The 24305-nt window shown below is 72.8% G+C and carries 25 protein-coding genes and 1 pseudogene; 15 read left to right on the plus strand and 11 right to left on the minus strand.

The annotated features are described in order from the left end of the window. Positions 1-97: 97 nt before the first annotated feature. Together hrpB and ACZ6B1_RS23110 are read right to left on the minus strand one after the other, a co-directional pair. Entirely contained in the window at positions 98-2626 is a 2529-nt protein-coding gene (hrpB, locus tag ACZ6B1_RS23105) for an ATP-dependent helicase HrpB (protein WP_468781156.1), read from the minus strand. Positions 2627-2744: 118 nt separating this feature from the next. Continuing rightward, complete coding sequence (locus ACZ6B1_RS23110) at positions 2745-3572, minus strand: class I SAM-dependent methyltransferase (RefSeq protein ID WP_468781565.1); 828 nt, start codon at positions 3570-3572, stop codon at positions 2745-2747. Positions 3573-3932: 360 nt separating this feature from the next. Here ACZ6B1_RS23110 and rpsA point away from each other — a divergent pair, with 360 nt between their 5' ends. The 4 genes from rpsA (at position 3933) to ACZ6B1_RS23130 (ending at position 7859) form a co-directional block, all read left to right on the plus strand. Then, positions 3933-5426 (plus strand): 30S ribosomal protein S1, encoded by a 1494-nt coding sequence (gene rpsA / locus ACZ6B1_RS23115; RefSeq protein WP_468781158.1) that lies wholly within the window; start codon positions 3933-3935, stop codon positions 5424-5426. Between the two features lie 295 nt (positions 5427-5721). Beyond that, positions 5722-6660 carry a PAC2 family protein gene (locus ACZ6B1_RS23120; protein ID WP_468781160.1) on the plus strand — a complete coding sequence of 313 codons (939 nt, stop codon included), beginning with the start codon at positions 5722-5724 and terminating at the stop codon, positions 6658-6660. Positions 6661-6781: 121 nt separating this feature from the next. Further along, on the plus strand, positions 6782-7429 hold the full coding sequence (gene coaE / locus ACZ6B1_RS23125) for a dephospho-CoA kinase (protein WP_468781162.1): 648 nt from the start codon (positions 6782-6784) through the stop codon (positions 7427-7429). A 49-nt stretch (positions 7430-7478) separates the two neighbouring features. Further along, on the plus strand, positions 7479-7859 hold the full coding sequence (locus tag ACZ6B1_RS23130; RefSeq protein ID WP_468781164.1) for a tetratricopeptide repeat protein: 381 nt from the start codon (positions 7479-7481) through the stop codon (positions 7857-7859). 24 nt (positions 7860-7883) lie between these two features. On the opposite strand, the gene ACZ6B1_RS23135 is transcribed toward ACZ6B1_RS23130, so the two are convergent. Next, the gene (locus ACZ6B1_RS23135; protein WP_468781166.1) at positions 7884-8180 is read right to left on the minus strand and encodes a DUF6343 family protein; all 297 of its coding nucleotides are present in this window, start codon (positions 8178-8180) and stop codon (positions 7884-7886) included. 63 nt (positions 8181-8243) lie between these two features. Between ACZ6B1_RS23135 and ACZ6B1_RS23140 the strand changes: the two genes are divergently transcribed. From ACZ6B1_RS23140 to ACZ6B1_RS23150, 3 genes are all read left to right on the plus strand, one after another. Next, positions 8244-9152 (plus strand): acyltransferase domain-containing protein, encoded by a 909-nt coding sequence (locus tag ACZ6B1_RS23140; RefSeq protein WP_468781168.1) that lies wholly within the window; start codon positions 8244-8246, stop codon positions 9150-9152. A gap of 75 nt (positions 9153-9227) precedes the next feature. Continuing rightward, complete coding sequence (locus ACZ6B1_RS23145) at positions 9228-9917, plus strand: class I SAM-dependent methyltransferase (protein ID WP_468781170.1); 690 nt, start codon at positions 9228-9230, stop codon at positions 9915-9917. Positions 9918-9983: 66 nt separating this feature from the next. Further along, the gene (locus tag ACZ6B1_RS23150) at positions 9984-10427 is read left to right on the plus strand and encodes a DoxX family protein (protein WP_468781172.1); all 444 of its coding nucleotides are present in this window, start codon (positions 9984-9986) and stop codon (positions 10425-10427) included. Between the two features lie 147 nt (positions 10428-10574). Here ACZ6B1_RS23150 and ACZ6B1_RS23155 read toward each other — a convergent pair whose 3' ends face one another. Continuing rightward, entirely contained in the window at positions 10575-11267 is a 693-nt protein-coding gene (locus ACZ6B1_RS23155; protein WP_468781174.1) for an RNA-binding S4 domain-containing protein, read from the minus strand. A 183-nt stretch (positions 11268-11450) separates the two neighbouring features. Between ACZ6B1_RS23155 and ACZ6B1_RS23160 the strand changes: the two genes are divergently transcribed. Then, complete coding sequence (locus ACZ6B1_RS23160) at positions 11451-12146, plus strand: uracil-DNA glycosylase (protein WP_468781176.1); 696 nt, start codon at positions 11451-11453, stop codon at positions 12144-12146. Positions 12147-12221: 75 nt separating this feature from the next. On the opposite strand, the gene ACZ6B1_RS23165 is transcribed toward ACZ6B1_RS23160, so the two are convergent. Continuing rightward, on the minus strand, positions 12222-12689 hold the full coding sequence (locus ACZ6B1_RS23165; protein ID WP_468781178.1) for a GNAT family N-acetyltransferase: 468 nt from the start codon (positions 12687-12689) through the stop codon (positions 12222-12224). After that, complete coding sequence (locus tag ACZ6B1_RS23170) at positions 12686-13102, minus strand: RidA family protein (RefSeq protein ID WP_468781180.1); 417 nt, start codon at positions 13100-13102, stop codon at positions 12686-12688. The genes ACZ6B1_RS23165 and ACZ6B1_RS23170 overlap by 4 nt, the downstream gene beginning before the upstream one ends. 341 nt (positions 13103-13443) lie before the next feature. On the opposite strand from ACZ6B1_RS23170, the gene ACZ6B1_RS23175 reads away from it, so the two are divergent. The 3 genes from ACZ6B1_RS23175 (at position 13444) to ACZ6B1_RS23185 (ending at position 16616) form a co-directional block, all read left to right on the plus strand. Further along, complete coding sequence (locus ACZ6B1_RS23175) at positions 13444-15291, plus strand: FUSC family protein (RefSeq protein WP_468781182.1); 1848 nt, start codon at positions 13444-13446, stop codon at positions 15289-15291. A 249-nt stretch (positions 15292-15540) separates the two neighbouring features. Further along, positions 15541-16185, plus strand: coding sequence for a DUF899 domain-containing protein (locus ACZ6B1_RS23180; protein ID WP_468781184.1), 645 nt, complete (start codon positions 15541-15543; stop codon positions 16183-16185). A 254-nt stretch (positions 16186-16439) separates the two neighbouring features. Beyond that, positions 16440-16616, plus strand: a complete 177-nt coding sequence (locus tag ACZ6B1_RS23185) for a hypothetical protein (RefSeq protein ID WP_390057120.1) — start codon at positions 16440-16442, stop codon at positions 16614-16616. A 263-nt stretch (positions 16617-16879) separates the two neighbouring features. On the opposite strand, the gene ACZ6B1_RS23190 is transcribed toward ACZ6B1_RS23185, so the two are convergent. Together ACZ6B1_RS23190 and ACZ6B1_RS23195 are read right to left on the minus strand one after the other, a co-directional pair. Then, positions 16880-17308, minus strand: a complete 429-nt coding sequence (locus tag ACZ6B1_RS23190; RefSeq protein ID WP_468781186.1) for a hypothetical protein — start codon at positions 17306-17308, stop codon at positions 16880-16882. Beyond that, positions 17305-18009 carry an ATP-binding protein gene (locus tag ACZ6B1_RS23195; RefSeq protein WP_468781188.1) on the minus strand — a complete coding sequence of 235 codons (705 nt, stop codon included), beginning with the start codon at positions 18007-18009 and terminating at the stop codon, positions 17305-17307. The genes ACZ6B1_RS23190 and ACZ6B1_RS23195 overlap by 4 nt, the downstream gene beginning before the upstream one ends. 189 nt (positions 18010-18198) lie before the next feature. On the opposite strand from ACZ6B1_RS23195, the gene ACZ6B1_RS23200 reads away from it, so the two are divergent. From ACZ6B1_RS23200 to ACZ6B1_RS23210, 3 genes and pseudogenes are all read left to right on the plus strand, one after another. After that, positions 18199-19059, plus strand: a complete 861-nt coding sequence (locus ACZ6B1_RS23200; RefSeq protein WP_468781190.1) for a helix-turn-helix domain-containing protein — start codon at positions 18199-18201, stop codon at positions 19057-19059. Continuing rightward, positions 19060-19314, plus strand: a complete 255-nt coding sequence (locus ACZ6B1_RS23205; protein WP_468781192.1) for a DUF397 domain-containing protein — start codon at positions 19060-19062, stop codon at positions 19312-19314. It begins immediately after the preceding gene. A gap of 85 nt (positions 19315-19399) precedes the next feature. Next, positions 19400-19974 (plus strand): annotated as a pseudogene (locus tag ACZ6B1_RS23210) (SAM-dependent methyltransferase); the annotation flags it as partial. A 38-nt stretch (positions 19975-20012) separates the two neighbouring features. Here the strand turns inward: ACZ6B1_RS23210 and ACZ6B1_RS23215 are convergent. Both ACZ6B1_RS23215 and ACZ6B1_RS23220 read right to left on the minus strand, forming a co-directional pair. Beyond that, complete coding sequence (locus tag ACZ6B1_RS23215) at positions 20013-21500, minus strand: glutamate synthase subunit beta (RefSeq protein WP_468781194.1); 1488 nt, start codon at positions 21498-21500, stop codon at positions 20013-20015. Positions 21501-21719: 219 nt separating this feature from the next. Continuing rightward, positions 21720-22412, minus strand: coding sequence for a DUF2293 domain-containing protein (locus tag ACZ6B1_RS23220; protein ID WP_468781196.1), 693 nt, complete (start codon positions 22410-22412; stop codon positions 21720-21722). Positions 22413-22481: 69 nt separating this feature from the next. On the opposite strand from ACZ6B1_RS23220, the gene ACZ6B1_RS23225 reads away from it, so the two are divergent. Continuing rightward, positions 22482-23114 (plus strand): nucleoside/nucleotide kinase family protein, encoded by a 633-nt coding sequence (locus ACZ6B1_RS23225; RefSeq protein WP_468781198.1) that lies wholly within the window; start codon positions 22482-22484, stop codon positions 23112-23114. A 55-nt stretch (positions 23115-23169) separates the two neighbouring features. Here ACZ6B1_RS23225 and ACZ6B1_RS23230 read toward each other — a convergent pair whose 3' ends face one another. Further along, positions 23170-24297, minus strand: coding sequence for a magnesium and cobalt transport protein CorA (locus tag ACZ6B1_RS23230; RefSeq protein WP_468781200.1), 1128 nt, complete (start codon positions 24295-24297; stop codon positions 23170-23172). Positions 24298-24305: the final 8 nt, after the last annotated feature.

Raw genomic sequence — 24305 nt, forward strand, 5'->3', positions numbered from 1 at the left:
GCACGCACGGCAGGCACGGCACGCACTGCACGGCCGGCACAGGACGGCGAGGGCGCCCCTCCGCTCCGGCGGACGGGCGCCCCCGCCGCACGGCCGGTCAGCGCCCGAGCCGCGCGTTGGTGTGCCGGGTGGGCTCCGCGGCCGCCGGGTCCTCGGGCCACGGATGCTTCGGATAACGCCCTCGCAGTTCGGCGCGCACACCCCGGTAGCCGTCCCGCCAGAACGAGGCGAGGTCGGCCGTGACGGCGGCGGGCCGCCCGGCCGGCGAGAGCAGATGCACCAGCAGCGGCACCCCCGCCACGGCCGGCGTCTCGCGCAGCCCGAACATCTCCTGGAGCTTCACGGCGAGGACCGGCCGCTCCGGATCCCGGTAGTCGATCCGGATCCTGGACCCGCTCGGCACGGTGATCCGCTCCGGCGCCAGCTCGTCCAGCCGGACCGCGTCCCCGCTCGCCCACGGCAGCAGCCGCGCCAGCGCCTGCCCGGCGTCGATCCGCGCGAGATCCGCCCGCCGCCGCGCCCGGCTCAGCTCCGGCTCCAGCCACTCGTCCACGCGCGCGTGCAGCGCGTCGTCCGAGACCTCCGGCCAGGGCTCACCGGCATGCGCGCGCAGGAACGCCAGCCGCTGCCGCAGCGCCGCCGCGTCCGGCGACCAGCGCAGCAGACCCAGCCCCTCCTCCCGCAACCCTTCGAGCAGGGCCGCACGCACGAGCGCGGGATCGGCCTCCTTCAGCGGCCGCACCGCCAGCTCCACGGCCCCGAGACGTTCGACATGCCGGGCCACGACGTCCCCGCCGGCCCAGCGCACCTCGTCCCGCTCCTCGAGGAACGCGCCGGCGGCGGCCCGGGCCACCTCCTCGGAGACAGCCGCGCCGAGCCGCACACGCGCGTGCCCCCTTCCGGCGGCCCGGTCGGCGACGGCCACGACGATCCAGGGCGCACCACCCAGCGCCGACCCCTCGGCCAGCTCGGCCCGGGTCCCGGAGACCATGAGATACGAACCGCCGTCGAGCCTCGCCACCCGCTCCGGAAACGCCAGTGCGACGGTCGCCCCGACCAGCCCGTCCGCCCCGGGCGCCGGGGTCGAAGCGGCCCCGCCACCCACCCGCGACCCGGTGTCACCGGCGGCAGGGGAGGAATCCGCCGACACGGCCCGCAGCCGCCGCACCTCCGCCGCCCACCGCCCCGCGTACGCGTCCCCGCCACCCCGGGCGCGCCGCAGGGCCCCGGCGAGATCGTCCCCGTACTCCCGGGGCACCTCCTCGGAGAGCAGCGCGACGGCCTCCGCGCCCCTGCCCCCGGTGTCCAGCAGGGCCCGCCCCAGCCGCGGATGCACCCCCAGCCGGCCCAGCCGCACCCCGAGCCCGGTGGTCCGCCCCGCCGGATCCACAGCGCCCACGGCCGTCAGCACCTCCCGCGCCGCCGCCATCGCGCCACCCGGCGGAGGATCCAGCAACGCCAGCCCCGAGGCCTCGGGATCACCCCAGCAGGCCGCCTGAAGGGCGAACGCCGTCAGATCGGCCACCTTGATCTCCGGCGCCGGGAAAGCCGCCAGCCGGCCGTCCTCCGCCTCCGTCCAGCACCGGTACACCACACCCGGCGCCTCACGCCCGGCGCGCCCCGCCCGCTGCCGCCCGGCCGCCCTCGACGCCCGCACCGTCACCAGCCCGCTCAGGCCGCGCGCGTGATCCACGCGCGGCTCCCGCGCCAGCCCCGAGTCCACCACCACCCGCACCCCGGGCACCGTCAGCGACGACTCCGCCACCGACGTCGCCAGCACCACCCGGCGCCGCGCACCGGGCGCCAGCACCGCGTCCTGCACGGCGGCCGGCGCCCGGCCGTGCACCTGGAGCACGTCCACCGCACCCAGGTCGCCGAGCTGCCCGGCCACGCGCGCGATCTCACCCACGCCGGGCAGGAAGCACAGCACGTCCCCCTCCCGCTCGGCCAGCGCCCGCCGCACCACCGAGGCCACGTGGGACAGCAGCGCCGGATCCACCCGCATCCCGTGCGGCGGCCGCACCGGACGCGCCGGCGGCGCCCACACGACCTCGACCGGATGCGCGACGCCCGCCGCCTCGACCACCGTCGCCCCACCCAGCAGCCGCGCCCACCCCTGGGCGTCCGTGGTCGCCGACGCGGCCACCAGACGCAGCTCCGGGCGCAACGCCTGCCGCACGTCCAACAGGAACGCGGCCACGGTGTCGGCGTCCAGATGCCGCTCATGGCACTCGTCGAGCACCACCACGTCGACGCCCGCCAGCTCCTGGTCCCGCTGCAGCCGCTGCAGCAGCACACCCGTGGTCACGACCTCCACACGCGTGTGCCGCCCCACGGCCCGCTCGCCGCGCACCGTGTAGCCGACGCTGCCGCCGGTCCGCCCGCCCAGCAGCCACGCCATCCGCCGGGCCGCCGCCCGCGCCGCGATCCGCCGCGGCTCGGCCACCACGACACGCCGCGCCGGCCCGCCACCGACCAGCCCCGCCAGCACCAGCGGCACCAGCGTCGTCTTGCCGGTGCCGGGCGGCGCCACCAGGACGGCCGTGCCGTCCGCGTCCAGGGCCTCGGTCAGAGCGGGCAGAGCGGCCCGCACGGGCAGCGCGTCCAGGGCGTCGTAACGGATCACGCCCCCAGTGTCGTACGTCGGCGAGGACGCCCTCCACGCGCCTGCGCGCACGGACGACGGCCCAACGCGCGCGTACGGACACGCGCGCGCACGGAGGCAACGGAGACGAAGGTCGTGCTCAGTCCCGCTCGCACACGAAGATCGCCGTGCCCGGGATCAGGTTCCCGCGCAACGGGGACCAGCCGCCCCATTCCGAGGTGTTCCACGCCGGCCACTCCGGCTCCACCAGGTCCACCAGACGCAGACCCGAGGCCACGACGTCCCGGACGCGGTCCCCGAGCGTCCTGTGGTGCTCGACGTACACCGCCCGGCCCTCTTCGTCCTGCTCCACGTAGGGCGTCCGGTCGAAGTAGGAGGCGGACACCGACAGCCCCTCCGGGCCGGGCTCGTCCGGGAAGGCCCAGCGGATCGGGTGCGTCACCGAGAAGACGAACCGGCCGCCCGGCCGCAGCACCCGGCGCACCTCGCGCAGCACCAGTCGCGGATCGGCGACGAACGGCAGCGCCCCGTAGGCCGAGCACGCCAGGTCGAAGGAACCGTCCGCGAACGGCAGCGCGCCGGCGTCGGCGCAGACGAGCGGGATCGATCCGCCGATCCGCAGCGAGTGCTGGAGCTGGCGGTGCGAGATGTCCAGGGCCACCGGCCGGGCGCCCTGGGCGGCCAGCCAGCGCGAGCACTGGGCGGCGCCCGCGCCGATCTCCAGGACCTCCTTGCCCTTCAGCTCCTCCGGCGGCCCCAGCAGCTCCGCCTCCACCTCGTCCAGGCCCTCCGGGCCCCACACGAAGCGGTCGTCGCCGAGGAACGTCCCGTGCTCGATCTGGTAGTCGTCCGCGTTGCGGTCCCACCAGCCCCGGTTGGCCCGGCTGCTCTCCGCGACCCCGGCGTCACGCCGGGTGGCCTCCGCCTCGAACCCGTCGGGGTCGAGCTGTTCCGGCTCTTGGATGATCGGCTCCCTCGTCGTACTCTTCCGTCCAACCCGCCGGGCGCGACACGGTGGACACGAAGGCCCGCGTGGCCTCGCGGGACGATTCTTGCGCCGGTTATGCGGCGATCCGCCCCGGGTGTGCGCCTTCGCGCATTGACCATGCCCGGCTGCCCCCGTATGCTACAAGTTGCGCTGCGGGCCTGCGCACCTCAGACGTAGCAGGCTGCGCTCGCATCTGTTGTATGTCCCCTCGGTTGTCGAGGCGCCATCACCAGTTCCTGGTGGGGCGCTTCCTTGGCTGTCCGGCTTCTGCAGAGCGATACGGGCTCCCGGCGTAGCAGTACCTACGACTTCAATGTCCGTACCGGAGCCCTTTCCCACATGACGAGCAGCACCGAGACCACCGCCACCACCCCGCAGGTTGCGGTCAACGACATCGGTAACGAGGAAGCCTTCCTCGCCGCGATCGACGAGACGATCAAGTACTTCAACGACGGCGACATCGTCGACGGCGTCATCGTGAAGGTCGACCGGGACGAGGTCCTGCTCGACATCGGTTACAAGACCGAAGGTGTCATTCCGAGCCGAGAGCTCTCGATCAAGCACGACGTCGACCCCAACGAGGTCGTCGCCGTCGGTGACGAGATCGAGGCCCTGGTCCTCCAGAAGGAGGACAAGGAAGGCCGCCTGATCCTCTCGAAGAAGCGCGCCCAGTACGAGCGTGCCTGGGGCACCATCGAGAAGATCAAGGAAGAGGACGGCATCGTCACCGGTACCGTCATCGAGGTCGTCAAGGGTGGTCTCATCCTCGACATCGGCCTCCGCGGCTTCCTCCCGGCCTCCCTGGTCGAGATGCGCCGCGTCCGCGACCTCCAGCCCTACGTGGGCAAGGAGCTCGAGGCCAAGATCATCGAGCTGGACAAGAACCGCAACAACGTGGTCCTGTCCCGCCGTGCCTGGCTGGAGCAGACCCAGTCCGAGGTCCGCCAGACGTTCCTCACGACCCTCCAGAAGGGTCAGGTCCGCTCCGGCGTCGTCTCCTCGATCGTCAACTTCGGTGCCTTCGTGGACCTGGGTGGCGTCGACGGTCTGGTCCACGTTTCCGAGCTGTCCTGGAAGCACATCGACCACCCGTCCGAGGTCGTCGAGGTCGGCCAGGAGGTCACCGTCGAGGTCCTCGACGTCGACATGGACCGCGAGCGCGTCTCCCTGTCGCTGAAGGCGACCCAGGAAGACCCGTGGCAGCAGTTCGCCCGCACCCACCAGATCGGCCAGGTCGTGCCCGGCAAGGTCACGAAGCTGGTTCCGTTCGGTGCGTTCGTCCGCGTGGACGAGGGCATCGAGGGTCTGGTCCACATCTCCGAGCTGGCCGAGCGCCACGTGGAGATCCCGGAGCAGGTCGTCCAGGTCAACGACGAGATCTTCGTCAAGGTCATCGACATCGACCTCGAGCGTCGTCGCATCAGCCTCTCGCTGAAGCAGGCCAACGAGTCCTTCGGTAGCGACCCGGCCTCGGTCGAGTTCGACCCGACCCTGTACGGCATGGCCGCGTCCTACGACGACCAGGGCAACTACATCTACCCCGAGGGCTTCGACCCCGAGACCAACGACTGGCTCGAGGGTTACGAGAAGCAGCGCGAGGAGTGGGAGCGCCAGTACGCCGAGGCGCAGTCCCGCTTCGAGCAGCATCAGCAGCAGGTCATCAAGTCCCGCGAGGCCGACGCTGCCGCTGCCGCCGAGGGTGGCGAGGCTGCCGCTCCGGCCGCCTCGGGTGGCGGTTCGTACTCCTCCGAGGGTGCGGACACCTCCGGTGCCCTCGCCTCGGACGAGGCGCTGGCCGCGCTGCGCGAGAAGCTGGCCGGCGGCCAGAGCTGATCGCCGGCCACTGGCCTAGCCGATAGCCGCTGAGGGGCCGCACCTTTCGAGGTGCGGCCCCTCAGAGTTTTCCGGGGCCCGCCGACCCGGCCTGCTCCACCGCGACGACCGCGCGGCCGTCCGGCCACCGACCGCCCTCCATGGCCGTCCGCGCGGTTCCCGCACCCCCCCGGGAGGGGCCGGCTGACGGGGCGTCAAGGCGACGGACGCGAGATGCCTGATCAGCGCTGTGACCCGGGAATGCCCACGCTCCAAGGCGCGTTGTCGAAAGGGAACACGAGGAGGGGCGGTCACAGTGCTTGATCCGCAGGGTTTGTACGCATGGGAGCCGAAGGGCCTCGCCGTGGTCGACATGGCGCTCGCCCAGGAGTCGGCCGGACTTGTCATGCTCTACCACTTCGACGGATACATCGACGCGGGTGAGACCGGCGACCAGATCGTCGACCGGCTCCTCGACTCTCTGCCCCACCAGCTCGTCGCACGCTTCGACCACGACCGGCTCGTGGACTACCGGGCCCGCCGGCCACTGCTGACCTTCACCCGGGACCGCTGGTCCGACTACGAGGTACCGGCCATCGAGGTCCACCTCGTCCAGGACACCACCGGCGCCCCCTTCCTGCTGCTGTCCGGGCCCGAACCGGACATCGAATGGGAACGGTTCGCGGCAGCCGTACGGCAGATCGTGGAACGGCTCGGCGTCCGGCTGTCCGTGAACTTCCACGGCATCCCCATGGGCGTCCCGCACACCCGTCCCGTGGGCCTCACCCCCCACGGCAACCGCAGCGACCTGGTCCCGGGACACCGCAGCCCCTTCGAGGAGGCCCAGGTGCCCGGCAGCGCAGAAGCGCTGGTGGAGTACCGCCTCATGGAAGCCGGCCACGACGTCCTCGGCGTCGCCGCGCACGTCCCGCACTACATCGCCCGCTCCCCGTACCCGGACGCGGCGCTGACCGTCCTGGAGGCCGTCACGTCCGCGACGGGCCTGGTGCTGCCGGGCGTCGCGCACGCACTGCGCACCGAGGCCCACCGCACGCAGACGGAGATCGACCGGCAGATCCAGGAGGGCGACGAGGAACTGACGGCGCTCGTCCAGGGACTCGAGCACCAGTACGACGCGGCCGCGGGCGCCGAGACCCGGGGCAACATGCTCGCCGAACCGGTCGACATCCCCTCCGCCGACGAGATCGGGCGCGAGTTCGAACGCTTCCTGGCGGAGCGCGAGGGCGAGAACTAGCGCGGGGCGAGAACTAGCGCGCGGCGAGAACCGGCGCGAGGGCGACGACTGAAGCCCTCGTCCCGCCGCACGGCCCACACCGGGAGCGGCCCCGTCAGCGGCAGGGCCTAAGCTTCCGGTCATGCTGAAAGTGGGCCTGACCGGCGGGATCGGCGCCGGCAAGAGCGAGGTGTCACGGCTGCTCGTGGAACACGGGGCGGTACTGATCGACGCCGACCGCATCGCACGCGAGGCCGTGGCACCCGGAACACCCGGGCTCGCGGCCGTGGTGGACGCCTTCGGCGCGGACATCCTCACCCCCGACGGCAGCCTGGACCGGCCCCGGCTCGGCTCCATCGTCTTCGTCGACCCCGAGAAGCTGGCCGTCCTCAACGCGATCGTGCACCCCCTCGTCGGTGCCCGCTCGCGCGAACTGGAGGCAGCCGCGGCCGAGGACGCCGTGGTCGTCCACGACGTACCACTGCTCACCGAGAACGGGCTGGCACCCCTGTACGACCTGGTGATCGTCGTCGACGCGAGCCCCGCCACCCAGCTCGACCGGCTGGTACGGCTGCGCGGCATGACCGAGGACGACGCACGCGCCCGCATGGCGGCGCAGGCGACCCGCGAACAGCGCCGCGAGATCGCGGACCTCGTGATCGACAACGACGTGCCGCTGGACGCCCTGAGAAAGCGCGTGACGGAGGTCTGGGACGACCTCGTGCGCCGGGCACGCGGACCCCGGACGGCATCCGCGGACGACCGTCCGGAGCGGGGCGGCGCGGAATAGCGGACCGAGCGGGCGCGTTGAACCGCTCCAGCAAGGGAAGGACTCTGCCGTGCCCGAGACCAGTGGTTCGACCGGACGTACTCCGGAGACGCATGTCATCGACTTCCGCGCGGCCGAACAACTGCTCAACGCGAGAGACCCGCGCGGCGCGGTGAAACTCCTCGACGGCGTCGTCGCCGCACACCCCGAGAACACCGCGGCCCGGCTGCTGCGCGCGCGTGCCTTCTTCGCGGCCGCGCAACTGCGGCCCGCCGAACTGGAGTTCACCATCGTGCTGGAGCGGGAACCGGACAACGCCTTCGCGCACTTCGCACTCGCCCGCACCTACGAACGCCAGGGCCGCCCCGACCAGGCAAAACGTCACTTCCGGCTGGCCGCCGCACTCGACCCCAACCCCGACTACCTCAAGGCCGCCCGTTTCGACTCCTGACCCGGCGGAACCGGGCGGCTCCCGTCACGGGTGGCGGGTCCGCGGCGGCCGCGGATACCGCGGACCGCTCTCCGGCGGCCGGTACGGCGGCACCTCCCGCCCCGGCTGATAGTGCGGGCCCTGCCGCAGATGCCTGAGGATCACGGCCATGTCCACCGTGGCCACCAGCCACAGCACCCCACAGGCGGCCGCCCAGCCGGGACGCCCCACCAGCGAGAACGCCGCCACACCGAAGACCGCCCACACGATCCCCCACAGGCTCAGCCAGAACCGCGCCCGCAGAGCACTGCGCGCGGTCACCGGCTCACTGCCCGTACGCATCCGGATCACCACTCCTTACTGCAACGTACTCTTCGGAGGGACGCACACCAAGGGGGTCACCGCTTGCTGCCCGACGCCGACGAACTCGCCGAGGAACTGCTCGACCTCGCGGTACCCCACGAGGACATCAACGACCTCGTACGCATGGGCCGCCGCGTCCGCGACGACCCGGAACTGCGGCAGTCGCTCGAGAACGCCGTCGCGGATCTGGTGCGCCACATGGGAGAGATCCACGGCGGCGCCGACCTGCCGGACCTCGACTGGCCACCCGGCGCGCTGCAACGCTGCTTCCCCGTCTACGTCCTCGTCGCGGCCCTGCCGTACGTCCGCCGCCACCACCGGGAACGCGGTATCCCGGCCGACATCACCCGGCGCACCCTCGCCGACCTCGGCCGGAACATGACCACCCACCGCGCACGGCACGGTTTGGCCGGTCTCCAGGCACCGCGCTGGCTCACCCTCCACTTCCGCGGCGAGCTCTACCAACTGGGACGCCTGCAGTTCCAGCGGGCCCCACTCGGGCAGCGCACCGGCGCCGCCCTCGCGGCGGCCGGGCTGGACGTGACCCCCGAAACGCCCTGCCTGAACCTTCACATACCCGACTTCGCCGGCCCGCTGTCACCGGCCGCCTGCGACCGCTCACTGGCACTGGCCGGGGAATTCTTCGCCCGCCACTACCCCGAGGAGAAGCACCCCGCCGCCGTCTGCCACTCCTGGCTGCTCGACCACCAGCTCAAGCGGTACCTGCCCGCGCACTCCAACATCGTCCGCTTCCAGGAACGCTTCCGCACCGCCCACCAGGACACCGAACCCGCCGACACCGAACCCGTCCGTTTCGTCTTCGGCGACCCGGACCTGCCGCACGCCGACCTGCCACGGCGCACCACCGTCGAACGAGCCGTCGGCGACCACCTGCGGGCCGGAGGCCACTGGTACGTCGGACACGGATGGTTCCCGCTCCCCAGTACCTGACTCGAACGAGTGAACCGTCGCCCTCCCTGGAACGCCCGCCCGCACACCACCCGTTCTCCCGGCATGACAGTCGAAATGCGTGAGGGACACGAAGGAACAGGACCCGGTGCGATCACCCCGGACGGCTGCGCGGTCGAGCTCTACACACGGCTCCCGATCGGCGGCGAACCGGACGTCATCGCGAGCGCCGTGCCCGCCGGGACACACATCCTCGAACTGGGCAGCGGAGTGGGCCGGATGACCCACGCCCTGCTCGAACGCGGCTTCACGGTCACGGCGGTGGACGAGTCCGCCGAGATGCTCGCCCGCGTCCGCGGAGCACGCACGATATGCGGACCGATCGAAAAGCTCGATCTGGGCGAGAAGTTCGACGTGGTGATGCTCGCGTCGTTCCTCGTGCACGCCGGTGACATCGAGGTGCGCCGGGGCCTGCTGCGCACCTGTGCCCGGCATGTGGCGGAGGGCGGCTGCGTGCTCATCCAGCGAGAGGGCGAGGACTACCACTCCGACGTACCGAGAGAGCGGGTCGACCCGAGCGGCTTCACCGTGCGGATCGCGTCGGACGAACCGGTCGGCGACGGAGTGCGTTCGGTGCGAGCGGAGTACGTGTTCCCGGACGCGGTCTGGACGCAGACGTTCCTGAGCCGGCCCCTGACCAAGGAGCAGTTCGAGCAGGCGCTGGCGGAAGCGGGACTTCAGGTGGACACCTATCTGACCCAGGACCGGATATGGGTGAGAGCGGTACCGGTGGCGCGGGACCGATGAGTTCTCGGGGCGGGTCCGGTCTACCTCCGTGACAGCCATCGGAACCGCTTCACCCAGGAGACCACCATGTCCGAGACCGCCGCCCCCGCCACCACCGGTGCCTCCCCGACCGCCCGCGGCCGCCTCGCCCGGGTCGCCCTGCGCTCGGTGCAGGTACTGCTGGCCCTGTTCTACGGGATCGCGAGCGCGCTGCCCAAACTGATCGCCCACCCGTCGGCCGTCGAGTCCTTCGACAAGATGGGCTGGGGCAGCGCGGGCATGTACGCCATAGGCGCACTCGAACTGGCGGGCGCCGTCGCGCTGTTGGTACCGGTCCTGCAGTCGGTGGCGGCGATGGCGCTGAGCGCGCTGATGGTGGGAGCGTTCATCGTCCAGCTCACCGTCTTCGACGGTCAGTACGCGGCGACCCCCCTGATCCTGATCGTGCCGCTCGCGCTGATCGCCTGGACCCGGCGCGCCCACAACAGGGACCTGCTGGCACGGCTGCGGCGCGCGGGACACCGGGCCTGACCCGAGCGGGACACGGCCGGTGACGTCGGCAAGTCCGGTGTGCGCCACGCGCGGGGATGTGCGTGACGCGGGCCGGCGCGCGGCACCGCATCGAAAAAGAACGGGGGGAGGGGAGGGGGTGGGGGGAGGGGCCCCCGGGGGGCGGACTCACCGCCCCCGTGAACGCCCGCCAGAGCCTCCGGCCCCGCCCGCCCTGCCGCGTCCACTGGCGCCTTGCGCTCGTCCCGGCCCGCCCGGACCACCAAGCCCTCCGGGGCCACCCGGACCACCGGGCCCACCCAACCCGCCTGGTGCACCGGGCCCGCCGAGTCCGCCCAGGCCGCGCAGCCGTTCCAGCTCGCGGCGGTCCCGTTTGGTGGGCCGGCCGGTGCCGCGGTCGCGGAGGCCTGCCGGAGCCACAGCCTCGCGGGGCGGCGGAGGCGGAGAGTTGTCGATGTAGCACTGGACGGCCACCGGGGCGCCGACGCGCTTGCGGATCAGCCGCTTGACGATCACGACGCGCTCCCGGCCCTCGTGTCGCAGACGCACCTCGTCGCCGACGCGCACGGAGTAGGCGGGCTTCACCCGCTCGCCGTTGACGTGAACGTGACCGCCACGGCAGGCGGTGGCGCCCAGGGAGCGGGTCTTGATCAGACGGACGGCCCAGATCCAGCTGTCGATCCGTACGGTCTCGCCCTTCCCCGGACCGGCCGCCTCGGCGGCGGCCACCGCGGCGGCGACCTTGGGGTCGAGCGGCTGGGAGTCCGCGGTCCCGGAGCCTTCGGCATCCTGGACGGGGGCCGGTTCGCCCGGCCCGCCACTGTCACGGTGCACGTTCTCGTCCGCATCCTCGGAAGCCATGCCCCGACCCTAACTCCCCGGACAGGGGGAGCCGGGCGGGTTTCGGCGGCGGTTCCCACCACGAACTGCCTTCCCCCGGCCGGCGCAGTGCCAGGTTCCCCGGAGCGGCCGCCCAGCCGCTCACGGTCCGCCGTCGCGGTTCCCGTGAGCCGGACGGGCATACGACGGGCATACGGTGGCGGCATGGACGACAGCAGCGGCCTGACCCGGCTCGACCGGCGCGTCGCGGAGTGCCGGGCCTGTCCCAGGCTCGTCGAGTGGCGTGAGGAGGTGGCCCGGACCAAGCGGGCCGCGTTCGCCGACTGGACGTACTGGGGGCGGCCGGTGCCCGGCTTCGGACCGCCCGACGCCCGGCTCGTGATCATCGGACTCGCCCCGGCGGCACACGGGGGCAACCGCACCGGCCGTATGTTCACCGGTGACCGCTCCGGCGACGTGCTGTACCAGGCGCTGTACGACGTGGGCCTCGCCTCGCAGCCCAGCTCCGTCCGGGCCGGGGACGGCCTGGAGCTGTACGGAGTCCGCGTCACCGCACCCGTGCACTGCGCCCCGCCCGCCAACAGGCCCACCCCCGCCGAGCGCGACACCTGCCGCCCCTGGCTGGTGAAGGAACTGCGGCTGCTGCGGCCGACACTCAGGGCCGCCGTCGTGCTCGGCGCCTTCGGCTGGCAGGCCGCGCTGCCCGCGTTCGCCGAAGCGGGCTGGCCAGTGCCCCGGCCGCGCCCCCCATTCGCCCACGGCACCCGGGTCGCCCTCGACGGCCTGGACGTCTTCGGCTGCTTCCACGTCAGCCAGCGCAACACCTTCACCGGCCGGCTCACCCCCGAGATGCTGCGCGAGGTGCTGCGCAAGGCCGCGGACACGGCAGGGCTGCCGTAACCGTTCCTCCCGGCTCCCGCCCTCGCGTCACGCGCCCGCGCGACAGGGCACTCGCGGACCGCCGACAGCCGGGTCTCAGGGCCGCCACACGTACCGCACGTCAGGTTCCCGTTCCTCGTTGCCGCTGCCGTCCGTGTGCTCGACGGCGACGAATCCGTGCCGTTCGTAGAAGCGGTGTGCGGGCTTGTTGACCTGGAAGGTCCACAGCGTCAGCCCCTGCGGACTGCGCTCCTTGGCGAGGGCGACGAACCGGTCCCCGACACCGCGCCCCCGCCACCCGGGATCCAGGTAGAGCTGGGACAGAAGAGCGCCGTCCAAGACCATCACGCCGACGATCCCGCTCCCTTCCGCCGTCTCCTCGGCGACCCAGGTCTCCCGCAGCGGGACCACCACGTCGTGGAAGTAGCCCCGTACGTCGTCGTCGGTGCGGGGCCGGACGACCGTGGGCAGGGCGGCGGCGAAGGACCGCAGCCAGACGTCGGCGGCCGCACCCGCGTCGGCCGCCACCGCCCGCCGCAGCACGATCCCGTCCCCGGACGTCATCGGTCCGCTCCCGGTTCCGGTACCACGGCCGTCGCCGTTATCTCCACCAGCTGCCCGGTGTAACCGAGGCAGGCGACGCCGAGCAGCGTCGACGAGTGCGGTCCACGGCTCAGCCCCGAGGCCTCGACGACCTCCCACACCGCGGACAGCACGGAGGGCTCGCCGCTGACGACGTACACCTCCGTCTGCAGCACGTGCTCCAGGCCGCTGCCGACAGCGCGCAGCTGTTCCGTCAGGTTGGCGATCACCTGCTCGGCCTGCCGCACCGGATCACCGGGACCGACCACCTCGCCCTTCTCGTCGAGCGGCACGGCCCCCGCCAGGAAGGCGAGCCTGGTGCCGGCCTCGACGACGGAGGCGTGGGAGTAGGTGGGCGGCGGGAAGAGCGCGGGGGAGGTCACTCGCCGGATCATGGCGGCTCCTGGGGTGGTGGGCGGACAACCTCCCGATCATCGGAGGACCATCCGGCCCCGCGCACCCGAATTTCCGGCACGAGGTCCGTGCCACGGCGAGCGACGCCCTTCCCGGCAGCTCCCCGCACCCTCTGCGGCGCCCCGGCCCCCCGGCCGCGTGCCCCACCGGCGGACGGGTACTTGCGTTCATAAAGAAACCGCCTGATCCGGGCAGGTTTCACCGCGCCGAAACGTCATCCTTCCTGGCATTCGGAGCCGGGCCCTTATCCTGGGAACCGCACCTCATCGCCCGGCCACTGTCGTCCGAAGGCCCAGCCCGCCCTCGTATGGACAGGAGCCCCGTGTCGCGCCCCGCCGCACTGTCACCGCCGCCCTGGCTCGCGCATGCCCTGCGCACTCAGCGCGGGCCCGTTCCGTGGAGCGCGCTGACCCGGGGCGCGCTCGCCGCCGGGCCGCTGCTGCTCGCCGGAATGCTCGCGGGCCGGACTCCGCTGGGCGTACTCGCCGCCATCGCCGCGATGCTCGCCGGCATCAACGACCGGCCCGGAAGCAGGCGGGCCTCCGTGAAGCGGCTCGGGGTGCCCGCACTGGCCGGGACCGTCGGGCTGCTCGTGGGCACGTATGCCGGGCAGCATCTGTCCGCGGTGCCGCTGACCCTGCTCCTGACCGTGCTCGGACTGGCCGCCGGAGGCATCAGTGCCGTCGGGCCGGTCGCCTCCGCAGCCGGCACGCAACTGCTCGTCACCGCCGCTGTCGGTGCCGGGACGCCGGCGGCCGGGAGCGGGTGGCAGCAGGGCCTGGCCTTCCTCGCCGGGGCGGGCTGGCTGCTTCTGCTGCGCCTGGCCCTGCCCACGCCGGGCTCGCTCGCCGGTGACTTCCGGTTCGACGGCGAGCGGACGGCGGTCGCCGATGTGTACGACGCCATCGCCGCGCTGCTCGACGCCGCGGGCGGCGCAGGCGCCACGGCCCGGCGGGCGGCGCTCACCGCCGCCCTGGACCACGCCCAGGACGCCCTCGCCGGACCCCGGCTGCGCCGTCGCGCCAGTTCCGCCGCCGAGCGCCGGCTGCACGCGCAGTTCACCGCGGCGCTGCCGCTCGCCGAGGCCGCCACCGCCCTGGCCTGGGCGGGTGAACCGGTCTCCGCCCGGGCGGCCGACGGCCCCCGGCGGCTCGCCGCCGCCGTCCGTGGCAACACCGGCACCGGACCGCTGCCCGCCCCCAGCCGGTCGGCGCCCGCCCTGCGCGCCCTCGACGACGCCCTGCTGCGGGCCGCCGAGGCCTTCGACCGGGCTCAGGACGCCGAGCACCGGCCGCCCGCCCGGCGGCGGGGCGTAGGGGACGCCGTCCGGGCCGCCTTCGGCACCGGCGGCCGGGAGTACGGGCTGCGTGTCGCCGTCTGCTTCGGGGCGAGCGCGGCCGTCGCCCAGGCGCTGCACGACGCCCGCTGGTACGGGCAGCACCAGCACTGGTACTGGTTGCCCGCCACGACCGTCTTCCTGGTCAAGCCCGACCTCGGGCCGCTCGCCTCCCGGGTGCTGTGCCGGGCCGCCGGGACCGTGCTGGGTGCCCTCGTGTTCGCCGGGTTCGCCGCGCTGCTGCCCCGGCCGGAGGGACTGGTCGTCCTGGTGACGGTGTGCGGGGCGCTCGTTCCCCTCTCCACCCGGAACTTCGCCGCGCTGACCGCCGTCATCACCCCCCTGGTGCTCGCTCTGGTCATGATCGGCGGCGAGCCGCAGGCCTCGCTGAGCCGCGTCGCCGAGACCCTGCTGGCCTGCGCGATCGTGCTGATCGTCGGGCATCTGCCGATGCCCGGAAAGCGGGGCGGCGGGGTAAGGGCCCGGCTCGACACCGCCGGGAGCGCCGCGCACGCCTACCTGGTGCACGTCCTGAGCGAGTCCGGCGACCGCGCCGAACGGTGGGCGCTGCGCCGTGAGGCCTACCGCACCCTCGCCGAGGCCCGTACCGCGATCGCGGTCTCGGCCGCCGAACTGCCCGCCCTGGCTCGCCACACCGAGGGCACGGACACCGTGGCCGTCGTCCTGGAACGCCTCGTCGACACCACCACGGCCTGCGCGGTGCACCTCGACGACACCGGGCGGCTCACCGCGCGGCACACCGGACTGCTGCGGGACCTGCTCGACGAGCTGGAGCGGCGCGAGGCATGGGCCGCGCCGCCCGCCGCCGCGTAGCTCCCGGGCCCTGACGGTACGGAGGGCGCGGCCCTCGCGGCTGCCGTTAGGGCGCGGCCCTCCCGGCCGTCGGCGGGCGGACCTTCCGGCCGTCGGAAGGCGGGCCTCCCGGCCGTCGGAAGGCGGGCCTACCGGCCGGTCGCCCGGGAGGCCCGCGGGAAAATTCTTCGCGGGATCCGATGAGTTCCGCATCCCCCGGCGGTCACCACCCGGAACCGAGTTGATACAGGCCGTAGGACAGGAGGGCCCATGTCGCTTCCGGAGATCGTCTCGCGCGAGCGGTGGCGTGCGGCACGGGATGCGTTGCTGCTCAAGGAGGAGGCGGTCCGCAGGGCGCGGGAGGTGCTGAGCGCCGAGCGGCGGCGGCTGCCCATGGTTGAGGTCGACCCGGAGTACGTGTTCGAGGGCGGCGACGGCAAGGCCACCCTCCTCGACCTCTTCGAGGGCCGGACCCAACTCGTCGTCCACCACTTCAGGTTCGCCCCGGAGTGGCAGGCCGGCTGCCCGTGCTGCGCGGCCTTCCTCGACCAGGTCGGCCACCTCGCCCATCTGCACGCCCGCGACACCTCCTTCGCGGTCGTCTCCCGGGCGCCCTTCACCCGGATCCTGCCGTTCAAGGCGCGCATGGGCTGGGCGGTGCCCTGGTACTCCTCCTGCCACAGCGATTTCAACCGGGACTTCGAGGCGACCGTGGAGCGGGCCGGGGAACCCGTCGAACGGCCGGGGCTCAGCTGCTTCCTCCGGGACCGGGACCGGGTCTTCCACACCTACTCAATCCACGACGACGGCCTGGACACGCTGGGCACCACCGCGGGCCTGCTCGATCTGACCGCACTCGGCCGCAACCCGTTGGGCAGCGACCGGCTCCGGTACCACGACGAGTACGCGGACTGACCGACCCAGCGACGCGGCACGCGACCACCCCGACGACAGGCACGACGACCGGCGACGACCCGCCCGACGCGCCGGACCGATACGGAAAGCGCCGAACCGGTCGCCGAACGTACGGTTCGTGTCGCAAGGTGCACGGATCCTCACGATCCACGCTGAACGGGTGTCAACAATGTCTCAGTCGGGTCACTGAGCGAGGCGTTCGCCCTCCTCGGAGCGTTAACTCCTACGAGTACAACGCTTTCTGGAGGTGCGAGATGGTGAACGGGCGAACCGTGCTCGAACGCTTTTCCGCAGGTGGCCCGCGGGGATCGTGGCCCGCGGAGGAGTTCGCGCACGCGCGACGTCTCGAAGGCCTGCCCGCCGAGGTCGTGATGGACCTGGCGACGGACACGTTCCTGGTGATCGTGCGCGGCGGCGACGGCGCGGAGTGAGGCCGCTCAGGCCGGCTTCGCGGCCCGTGCCTCCGCCGTGAACCGCTCGGCCTGCGGATCCGTCGGCCGGGCCGGCCGCGGGCCGGAGCGCCGGGCTGCGAGCCGCGTCAGACCGTGGGCCGTCTCGCCGCTGGTGGCGGCGGGTCCCTGGTCGCGTCAGGGAACCGGCCGCGTCACGCCGCGAGGGTAGAGAACCGGCCGCGTCACGCTGAGAGGGCAGTGAGCCGGCCGCGTCACGCCGAGACGGCAGTGAGCCGGCCGCGTCAAGCCGAGACGGCTCGTGACCAGTCCGGGGTCGTGCCGGTCACTCGGCAAAGAGCCAGGTACAGGGGAATCGGCGGGGTGTAGGGGACCGTGCCCTCGGGACGGTGGATCAGACGGGCGGTGCCGGGGACGGGGGCGCCGGGGGCGTAGTGGGCGGGGGCGGGCCAGGGGAGGGCGTAGTCGGAGTCCGACGGAACGATCCACCACCAGTGCGCCCCGTCGGTGAACACGCAGCCCACCCGTGGCAGTCGCGGCACGATCAGTGGTCCGAGGCGGTCCGGCACGGCGACGGCGTCACAGCCGAGTGGGGCCGTCATGCCCTCCGGGACCGCCGGGCGGCGGACCTGGGCCGGTAGCTGCCGGTGGCGTCCGAGACGGACCAGGGTGTCCAGGCCGAGCCGTCGGCCGCACTCGTCGGCGGCGCTCACAGGTGCTCCCACGCCCGGCGCTGCTGTGCCGGGGCCCGGTGCCGGGCCTGCGCTTCCTCCTCGTCGCCCGGGACGGGCGGCGGGCCGCCGGGCTTGGGGCGGGTGCCCCAGCCCAGGTCGTTGCGCGGCTCGGTGGTGTCGTGGGCCGCGTCGGTCTGGCGGGCCAGCTCGGCCCAGACCAGCAGCCCGGGTCCGTGTTCCTGGGCGCCCCAGGCCCGGCACAGCGCGTCCACCAGGAGCAGTCCCCTCCCGTGCTCCTCGTCGGGCCGCTGCGGGGAGGGGTGGGGCTCGCCGGGTGCGCAGCCCTCGTCGTGCACGGCTATGCGCACCGTGTCGTCGTGGTCGTGCAGCTCGCACACGACACGGCTGCTCGCGGTGTGCACGATCGCGTTGGTGACCAGCTCGGATATGACCAGGGCCGCGGTGTCGCAGGTGTCCTCGCACACCGACCAGCGGTTCAGCCGGGCGCGCGCCAGCCGTCTCGCCTGCGCGGCGGAACCCGGGTGCGCGGCCAGCTCGAAGCGGAACCGGCGCCCACGGGCGCTCCCGTCAGGGGTCGCCGCCTCGCCCGCACTCGAACCCGCTCGAGCGGGGGAACCCCCATCGGCACCGAGACGCAGAGGGTCTGCGGCGGCGTCTGTTCCTAAGGGCGCGGACGGAATCACGCTTGCCACTATCTCCCCGGCGTGAACACTTGGCAAGTGTCACTCTGAAAAATGCAGAGTGCTGTGTGACTCGGTGGGCGGCCGTGGCACACTGCTCGCAACAGCACCTCGAGCGGCGCCAATTGGGACCGTCGACGATCCAGTGGATCTTCGAACGGGTCTTCGAAAGGCGCCGCAGGGCTGTCAGGATTCTTTTGTCATGGCGGATCGTGTCGGAGGTGGAGCGTGAGCGAACCGCGGTCCGCGCCGACCGTGGGCCAGGTGGTCCTCGGCAGGCGCCTGCTGGACCTGCGGGAACGCGCCGGGCTTAAGCGCGAGGAGGCCGCTCGCGTCCTGCGCGTCGCCCCCGCCACCATCCGCCGGATGGAGATGGCCGAGGTCGCCCTCAAGATCCCGTACCTGCAACTGCTGCTGAAGGCCTACGGGGTTCCCGACGACGAGGCCGAACTCTTCGTCCAGCTCGCCGAGGAGGCCAACCGGCCGGGGTGGTGGCAACGGTTCCACGACATCCTGCCGGGCTGGTTCTCGATGTACGTCAGCCTCGAGGGCGCGGCCGGCCTCATCCGGTCCTACGAGCCGCACTTCGTCCCGGGCCTGCTGCAGACCGAGGACTACGCGCGCGGCGTGCTCAAGTCGGGCGCCATCGGCCAGACCAGCCCCGACGACATCGAGCGCCATGTCGCGCTGCGCATGCAGCGCCAGAACCTGCTCACCCGGCCCGACGCCCCCCGTTTCTGGGCGGTGATGGACGAGACCGCACTGCGCCGCCAGGTCGGCGGCCCCGAGGTGATGCGCGCGCAGATCGACAAGTTGCTCGAGGCCACGAAGCTGCCCAATGTGACCCTCCAGGTCGCCCCGTTCGCCAACGGGCCGCACCCGGGGACGTACGGGCCCTTCGTGCTCTTCCGGTTCGCCGTGCCCGAACTTCCGGACATGGTCTACAGCGAGTACCTGACCGGCGCGGTCTACCTGGACGCGCGCTCCGAGGTGGCGACCCACCTGGAGGTCATGGACCGCATGGCGGCGCAGGCCGCCACTGCACAACGCACGAAGGAGATCCTCCGGGACCTCCGCAAGGAGCTGTGAATGGATCGCATCACGCCGCGCAGTGGCGTCTACAACGGCATGCCCGCGCGGGAGTTGGGCAGCGAGGGGTGGCACAAGCCCTGGAGCGGCGGCAACGGAGGGAACTGCCTGGAAGCGATGAAGCTCGCCGACGGCCGGATCGCCGTGCGCCAGTCGACCGACCCGGACGGGCCCGCGCTGATCTACACCTCGGACGAGATGACCGCCTTCATCGAGGGCGCCAAGGCGGGGGTGGCCGACTTCCTGCTCTCCTGAACCACCGATGATTATTTGCCGCTCAACTTCCTCACTCTGAGCTCGACTTGATTCCTCAACGCGTCAGACCCTTACGGAGTGCCGCATGACAGGGCAGGACCCGACGGCCGCCCAGATCGACACCAGCAGGCCGCATCCCGCGCGCATGTACGACTGGTACCTCGGCGGCAAGGACAACTACCCCGTCGACGAGCAGATGGGCCGGCAGATGCTGGCCGTCGACCCCCGGGTCCCGGTGATGGCCAGGGTCAACCGGGCCTTCATGCACCGTGCCACGACCTGGCTCGCCCAGCAGGGCGTCCGCCAGTTCCTGGACATCGGCACCGGTATCCCCACCGAGCCGAACCTGCACCAGGTCGCCCAGCGGGTCGCGCCTACGTGCGCGCCCCGGCGGCGATCGTCGCGGGCGCCCGGCGGATCTTGGACTTCGACCGGCCGGTGGCGCTCCCCCTGGTCGCCCTGCTGCACTTCGTCTCCGACGAGGACGGCGCACACGAGCTGGTAAGCCGCCTGCTGGCCGAGCTGCCCCCGGGAAGCTACCTGACGATGACCCACGCCACCTCCGACTTCACCCCGGAGGAGTCGGCAGCCGCCACGGAGAAGCTCAAGGCGGCCGGAGTCACCCTGGCCCTGCGCTCCCGAGAGGAGTTCGCCTGCTTCGCCGGTCGCCGGCCCGGCCGTCGCGGTCGGCGATAGCGCTACGCGGTCATCGGCCGGTCGTACGCCGATATCGGCGCCTGCAGGCGTGTACCACCCGTCAGATAGTGGTCGACGGCGGCCGCCACCGCCCGTCCCTCCGCTATCGCCCACACGATGAGCGACTGCCCGCGCGCCGCGTCCCCGGCGGCGAACACGCCGGGGACGTTGGTGGCGAAGCCCTCGTCCCGGGCGATCGTGCCGCGCGGCTGCATGGCGAGTCCCAACTGGTCGACGAGCCCGTCCTCCCGGTCGGGCCCGGAGAAGCCGAGGGCGAGCAGTACGAGATCGACGGGCAGGGTGCGTCCGGTGCCCGGCACCGGCTGCCGGCGCTCGTCGACCTCGACCAGGTGCAGCGACCGGACGTGTCCGTCGTCGTCCCCGGCGAAGCGGAGCGTCGAGGCCGCGAACAGCCGGGCGTCGGCGTCCGCCGCCGGAGCCGTCCGCAGCTCCCGCGCCTCCTCGTGCGCCGCGGACAGCCGGTAGATCTTCGGATAGGTCGGCCACGGCTCGGTGTCCTCGTCGCGCTCGGCGCCCGGCTGCGCGTAGATGTCCAGCTGGCTCACGGACGCGGCACCCTCGCGCACCGCGGTGCCCAGGCAGTCGGCGCCGGTGTCCCCGCCACCCACGATCACCACATGCCTCCCGGCCGCGGACAGCGGCGAGACCTCCAGGTCCCCCGCGCACACCCGGTTGGCCAGCGGCAGGTACTCCATCGCCTGATGTATCCCCTGCAACTCCCGCCCCGGCACCGGCAGTTCCCGCCAGGCCGTCGCACCCGTGGCGAGCACCACCGCGTCGTAACGCGTGCGCAGGTCGGCCGCCGGGACGTCCCGTCCGACCGCCGTCGACGTACGGAACTTCGTCCCCTCGGCCCGCATCTGCTCCAGCCGCCGCTCCAGATGCCGCTTCTCCATCTTGAATTCCGGAATGCCGTAGCGCATCAGCCCCCCGAGCCGGTCGTCCCTCTCGTACACCGCGACGGTGTGGCCGGCCCGCGTCAGCTGCTGGGCCGCGGCGAGCCCCGTCGGCCCCGACCCGATCACCGCGACGGTCTTGCCCGAGAGCCGTTCCGGAGGCCGCGGCGGAGTGAATCCTTCCTCCCAGGCCCGGTCGGCGATCGCACACTCGACGTTCTTGATGGTGACCGCCGGCTGGTTGATCGCGAGCACGCACCCCGCCTCGCAGGGCGCCGGGCACAGCCGCCCGGTGAACTCGGGGAAATTGTTCGTCGCGTGCAGCCGGTCGCTCGCCGCCCGCCAGTCCTCCCGGGAGACCAGGTCGTTCCACTCGGGGATGAGGTTGCCCAGCGGACAGGCCTGGTGGCAGAACGGGACGCCGCAGTCCATGCAGCGGTCCGCCTGCTTGCTGATGATGGGCAGCAGCGCTCCGGGGACGTAGACCTCCTCCCAGTCCCGGACCCGTTCCTCGACGGGCCGCCGCGGCCACTCCTGCCGCGGCGTGGTCATGAACCCCTTGGGATCGGCCATGGTCGTGTTCCTCGCGTACGTGTACCCGGCGCGTACGTGTACCCGGGGTACTGGGTGTACGACGGGCCGTGCGTCATCGGGCGGCACCCTTCCGGCCACGATACGTCCGCGTACGTACCCGCGCAGAGTGGCGGACAGCGCTTTCTCGGGGTCTGCCACAGAGGAGAGCCGGCCGCCTCTCTCCGGCCTCCGGTCAGGCCGGAGGCCGGACCCGGACCCTCAGCCGACGCCGGCGGCGCCAGCCCAGCCCCGCAGCACGGCGGCCACGCCCGCCGCGATCCGCCGGCGCGCCTCGTACCTCGGAACTCCGCTCATCAGCAGCCGGTCGTACGGAGTGTCCACATGTCGTACGGCGGCCACGACCGCCGAGGTCACCGCCCCTTCCGTCAGCGCACGCCCGGCCGCGCTGCGCCCCACCCGTCCGCTGCCCCTCGCCGACGCGTGCGCCGCGATCGCCCGCGCCCGCCCGGCCGGGCACCCGGGAAACAGCCGCACGATCTCCGCCGCGAACGCCGCCGTGAACCGCTCGTCCTCCGCCGCCCTGCGCCGAGCGTCCCTGGCCCGCCGCCGGCGTCGTGCCTCCGCGTCCGCCAGGCAGCGTGCCTCGGCTCTGGCCAGCGCCGGCTCCTCCACGAGCAGGCCCCGCCGGTCGTAGCGGCCCCGGCGTCGGTCGAACCGCACCACCACCGCCCACAGCGCGCTCTCCTCCCGCGCCCTGCGGGTCAGCGCCGTGTCACCGCGCGGCAGGAAGACCAGGTGCCCGAGGTCGGCGCAGTCCAGACAGCGCGGCACCCCGTCCTCCAGCACGAGCAGCGGCAGCGGACCACGCCGGCACCCGGCGCAGTGTTTGCGCCGCAGGGGCTGGACCACGACAAGCCCGCCCGGGAAGAGGGGCGTTGCAGATACCGCCATGGGTGGTTCCTTCCCCGTCCCGGCCCACCGCTCCCACACCGCCGGCCCGTCCCCCGGCATCATGGGCCTGTGCGACTCGAAGCGATCACCTGGGACCGGCTCGCCGAGCGGCTGGCCGACCGGCTGCTCGAGCTGGAACCGGCCGACGGTGGCGCCTGGCCGCGTGCCGGCTTCGACGGAGCACCGGCCGCCCACCCCGGCGACCTCGCCGACCGCGTCGCCCAGGCGCTGCGCGTGCGTGGGCGGCCCTCGCTCGTCGTCGGCGTGGAGGGCTTCCTTCGCCCCGCTTCCCTCCGGCTGGAACACGGCCGACGGGACACCGAGTCGTACTACAGCGGCTGGTTCGACACCGGCGCCCTGTGGCGTGAGGTCTTCGGCCCGCTCGACCCCGGCGGAAGCGGCCGCGTCCTGCCCGACCTGTGGGATCCGGCCACCGACCGCGCCACCCGCAGCCCGTACGTCCCACTTCCGCCCGGTGGCATTCTGTTGCTGCACGGCCCCCTTCTGCTGCGCCACTGGTTCCCCTTCGACCTGACCGTCCACGTCCTCCTCTCCCCGGGCGCCCTGCGCCGCCGCACCCCGGCGCCCGACCACTGGACCCTCCCCGCGTTCGAGCGCTACGCGGCCGAGGCCGCTCCCGCCGACGCCGCCGACGTCCTCGTGCGCGCCGACGACCCACGGCATCCCGCCTGGAACGGCTGACCCGGCCGGCGGGCGGCCCATGCCATGAAGGGCCGTGACTCTCCCGCCCGCCCGGTCAGAGCCAGCCGTTGCGTCTGAAGCCCCGGTACAGCGCGAGGCAGGCCGTCGCCATCACACCCATGACGAGCGGATATCCGAACCGCCAGTGCAGCTCCGGCATGTGGTCGAAGTTCATGCCGTAGACCCCGCACACCATCGTCGGCACCGCGACCACCGCCGCCCAGGCCGTGATCTTCCGCATGTCCTCGTTCTGCGCGACCGTCACCTGCGCCAGGTGCGCCTGCAGAATCGAGTTGAGCAGTTCGTCGAACGCCGCTATCTGGTCCTTGGCCCGCATCAAGTGGTCGGACACGTCCCTGAAGTACGCCTGTATCTCCGGGGCCACCACCTTTATCGGCCGGGTGGCCAGATCCTCGACCGGACGGCCGAGCGGCACCACCGCCCGCTTCAGCTCCAGCAGTTCACGCTTGAGCTGGTAGATGCGCCCCGGGTCGGCCCGCGCGCCGCCTTCCGAGAACACGTCCGTCTCCACCTGCTCGATGTCGGCCTGCACCGCGTCCGTGACGCTCAGATACTCGTCGACGACGTGGTCGGCGATCGCGTGCAGCACCGCCGCCGGCCCCTTCGCGAGCTGCTCCGGAACCGCCTCCAACTCCTCGCGCAGCGGCCCCAGCGACCCGTGCCGGCCGTGCCGTACCGTGATGACGAAATCCTCGCCGACGAACACCATGATCTCGCCGGTGTCGACCACCTCGCTCGTCGCCGTCAACTGCTCGTGCTCCACGTAGCAGACGGTTTTGAACACGGCGAACAGGGTCTCGGCGTACCGCTCCAGCTTCGGGCGCTGATGGGCCTCCACGGCGTCTTCCACCGCCAGCGGATGCAGGTCGAAGAGCCGTGCGACATCCGCGAACTCACTGTCCGTAGGCTCGTGTAGCCCCAGCCAGACGAACCCTTCGCCGCTCTTGCGCACCTTGGCCACGGCATCCACCAGATCGGAGCACCCCGGAACCCGTACCCCGTCCTGATAAGTGACGCAGTTCACCACCGACGAACCCAGCGGTGACCGGGCGGGGTGACTCAGGTCCACGCGCGGCCGCCGTCGGGCCAGCCGCGCCACCTTGCGCAGCCCGCCGGCCCTGCCCAGTCCCGTGACCTTCCGCAGATTTCCCGTCATGGACATCTGGATCT

Source organism: Streptomyces sp. NPDC041129, from assembly GCF_055592265.1.

Excerpts from the sequence above, each read along its gene's own strand:
- rpsA (WP_468781158.1), top strand. The coding sequence starts at position 3,933 with ATGACGAGCAGCACCGAGACCACCGCCACCACCCCGCAGGTTGCGGTC.
- coaE (WP_468781162.1), top strand. The coding sequence starts at position 6,782 with ATGCTGAAAGTGGGCCTGACCGGCGGGATCGGCGCCGGCAAGAGCGAG.
- ACZ6B1_RS23135 (WP_468781166.1), bottom strand. The coding sequence starts at position 8,180 with ATGCGTACGGGCAGTGAGCCGGTGACCGCGCGCAGTGCTCTGCGGGCG.
- ACZ6B1_RS23145 (WP_468781170.1), top strand. The coding sequence starts at position 9,228 with ATGCGTGAGGGACACGAAGGAACAGGACCCGGTGCGATCACCCCGGAC.
- ACZ6B1_RS23150 (WP_468781172.1), top strand. The coding sequence starts at position 9,984 with ATGTCCGAGACCGCCGCCCCCGCCACCACCGGTGCCTCCCCGACCGCC.
- ACZ6B1_RS23155 (WP_468781174.1), bottom strand. The coding sequence starts at position 11,267 with ATGGCTTCCGAGGATGCGGACGAGAACGTGCACCGTGACAGTGGCGGG.
- ACZ6B1_RS23160 (WP_468781176.1), top strand. The coding sequence starts at position 11,451 with ATGGACGACAGCAGCGGCCTGACCCGGCTCGACCGGCGCGTCGCGGAG.
- ACZ6B1_RS23165 (WP_468781178.1), bottom strand. The coding sequence starts at position 12,689 with ATGACGTCCGGGGACGGGATCGTGCTGCGGCGGGCGGTGGCGGCCGAC.
- ACZ6B1_RS23170 (WP_468781180.1), bottom strand. The coding sequence starts at position 13,102 with ATGATCCGGCGAGTGACCTCCCCCGCGCTCTTCCCGCCGCCCACCTAC.
- ACZ6B1_RS23180 (WP_468781184.1), top strand. The coding sequence starts at position 15,541 with ATGTCGCTTCCGGAGATCGTCTCGCGCGAGCGGTGGCGTGCGGCACGG.
- ACZ6B1_RS23185 (WP_390057120.1), top strand. The coding sequence starts at position 16,440 with ATGGTGAACGGGCGAACCGTGCTCGAACGCTTTTCCGCAGGTGGCCCG.
- ACZ6B1_RS23205 (WP_468781192.1), top strand. The coding sequence starts at position 19,060 with ATGGATCGCATCACGCCGCGCAGTGGCGTCTACAACGGCATGCCCGCG.
- ACZ6B1_RS23215 (WP_468781194.1), bottom strand. The coding sequence starts at position 21,500 with ATGGCCGATCCCAAGGGGTTCATGACCACGCCGCGGCAGGAGTGGCCG.
- ACZ6B1_RS23220 (WP_468781196.1), bottom strand. The coding sequence starts at position 22,412 with ATGGCGGTATCTGCAACGCCCCTCTTCCCGGGCGGGCTTGTCGTGGTC.
- ACZ6B1_RS23230 (WP_468781200.1), bottom strand. The coding sequence starts at position 24,297 with ATGTCCATGACGGGAAATCTGCGGAAGGTCACGGGACTGGGCAGGGCC.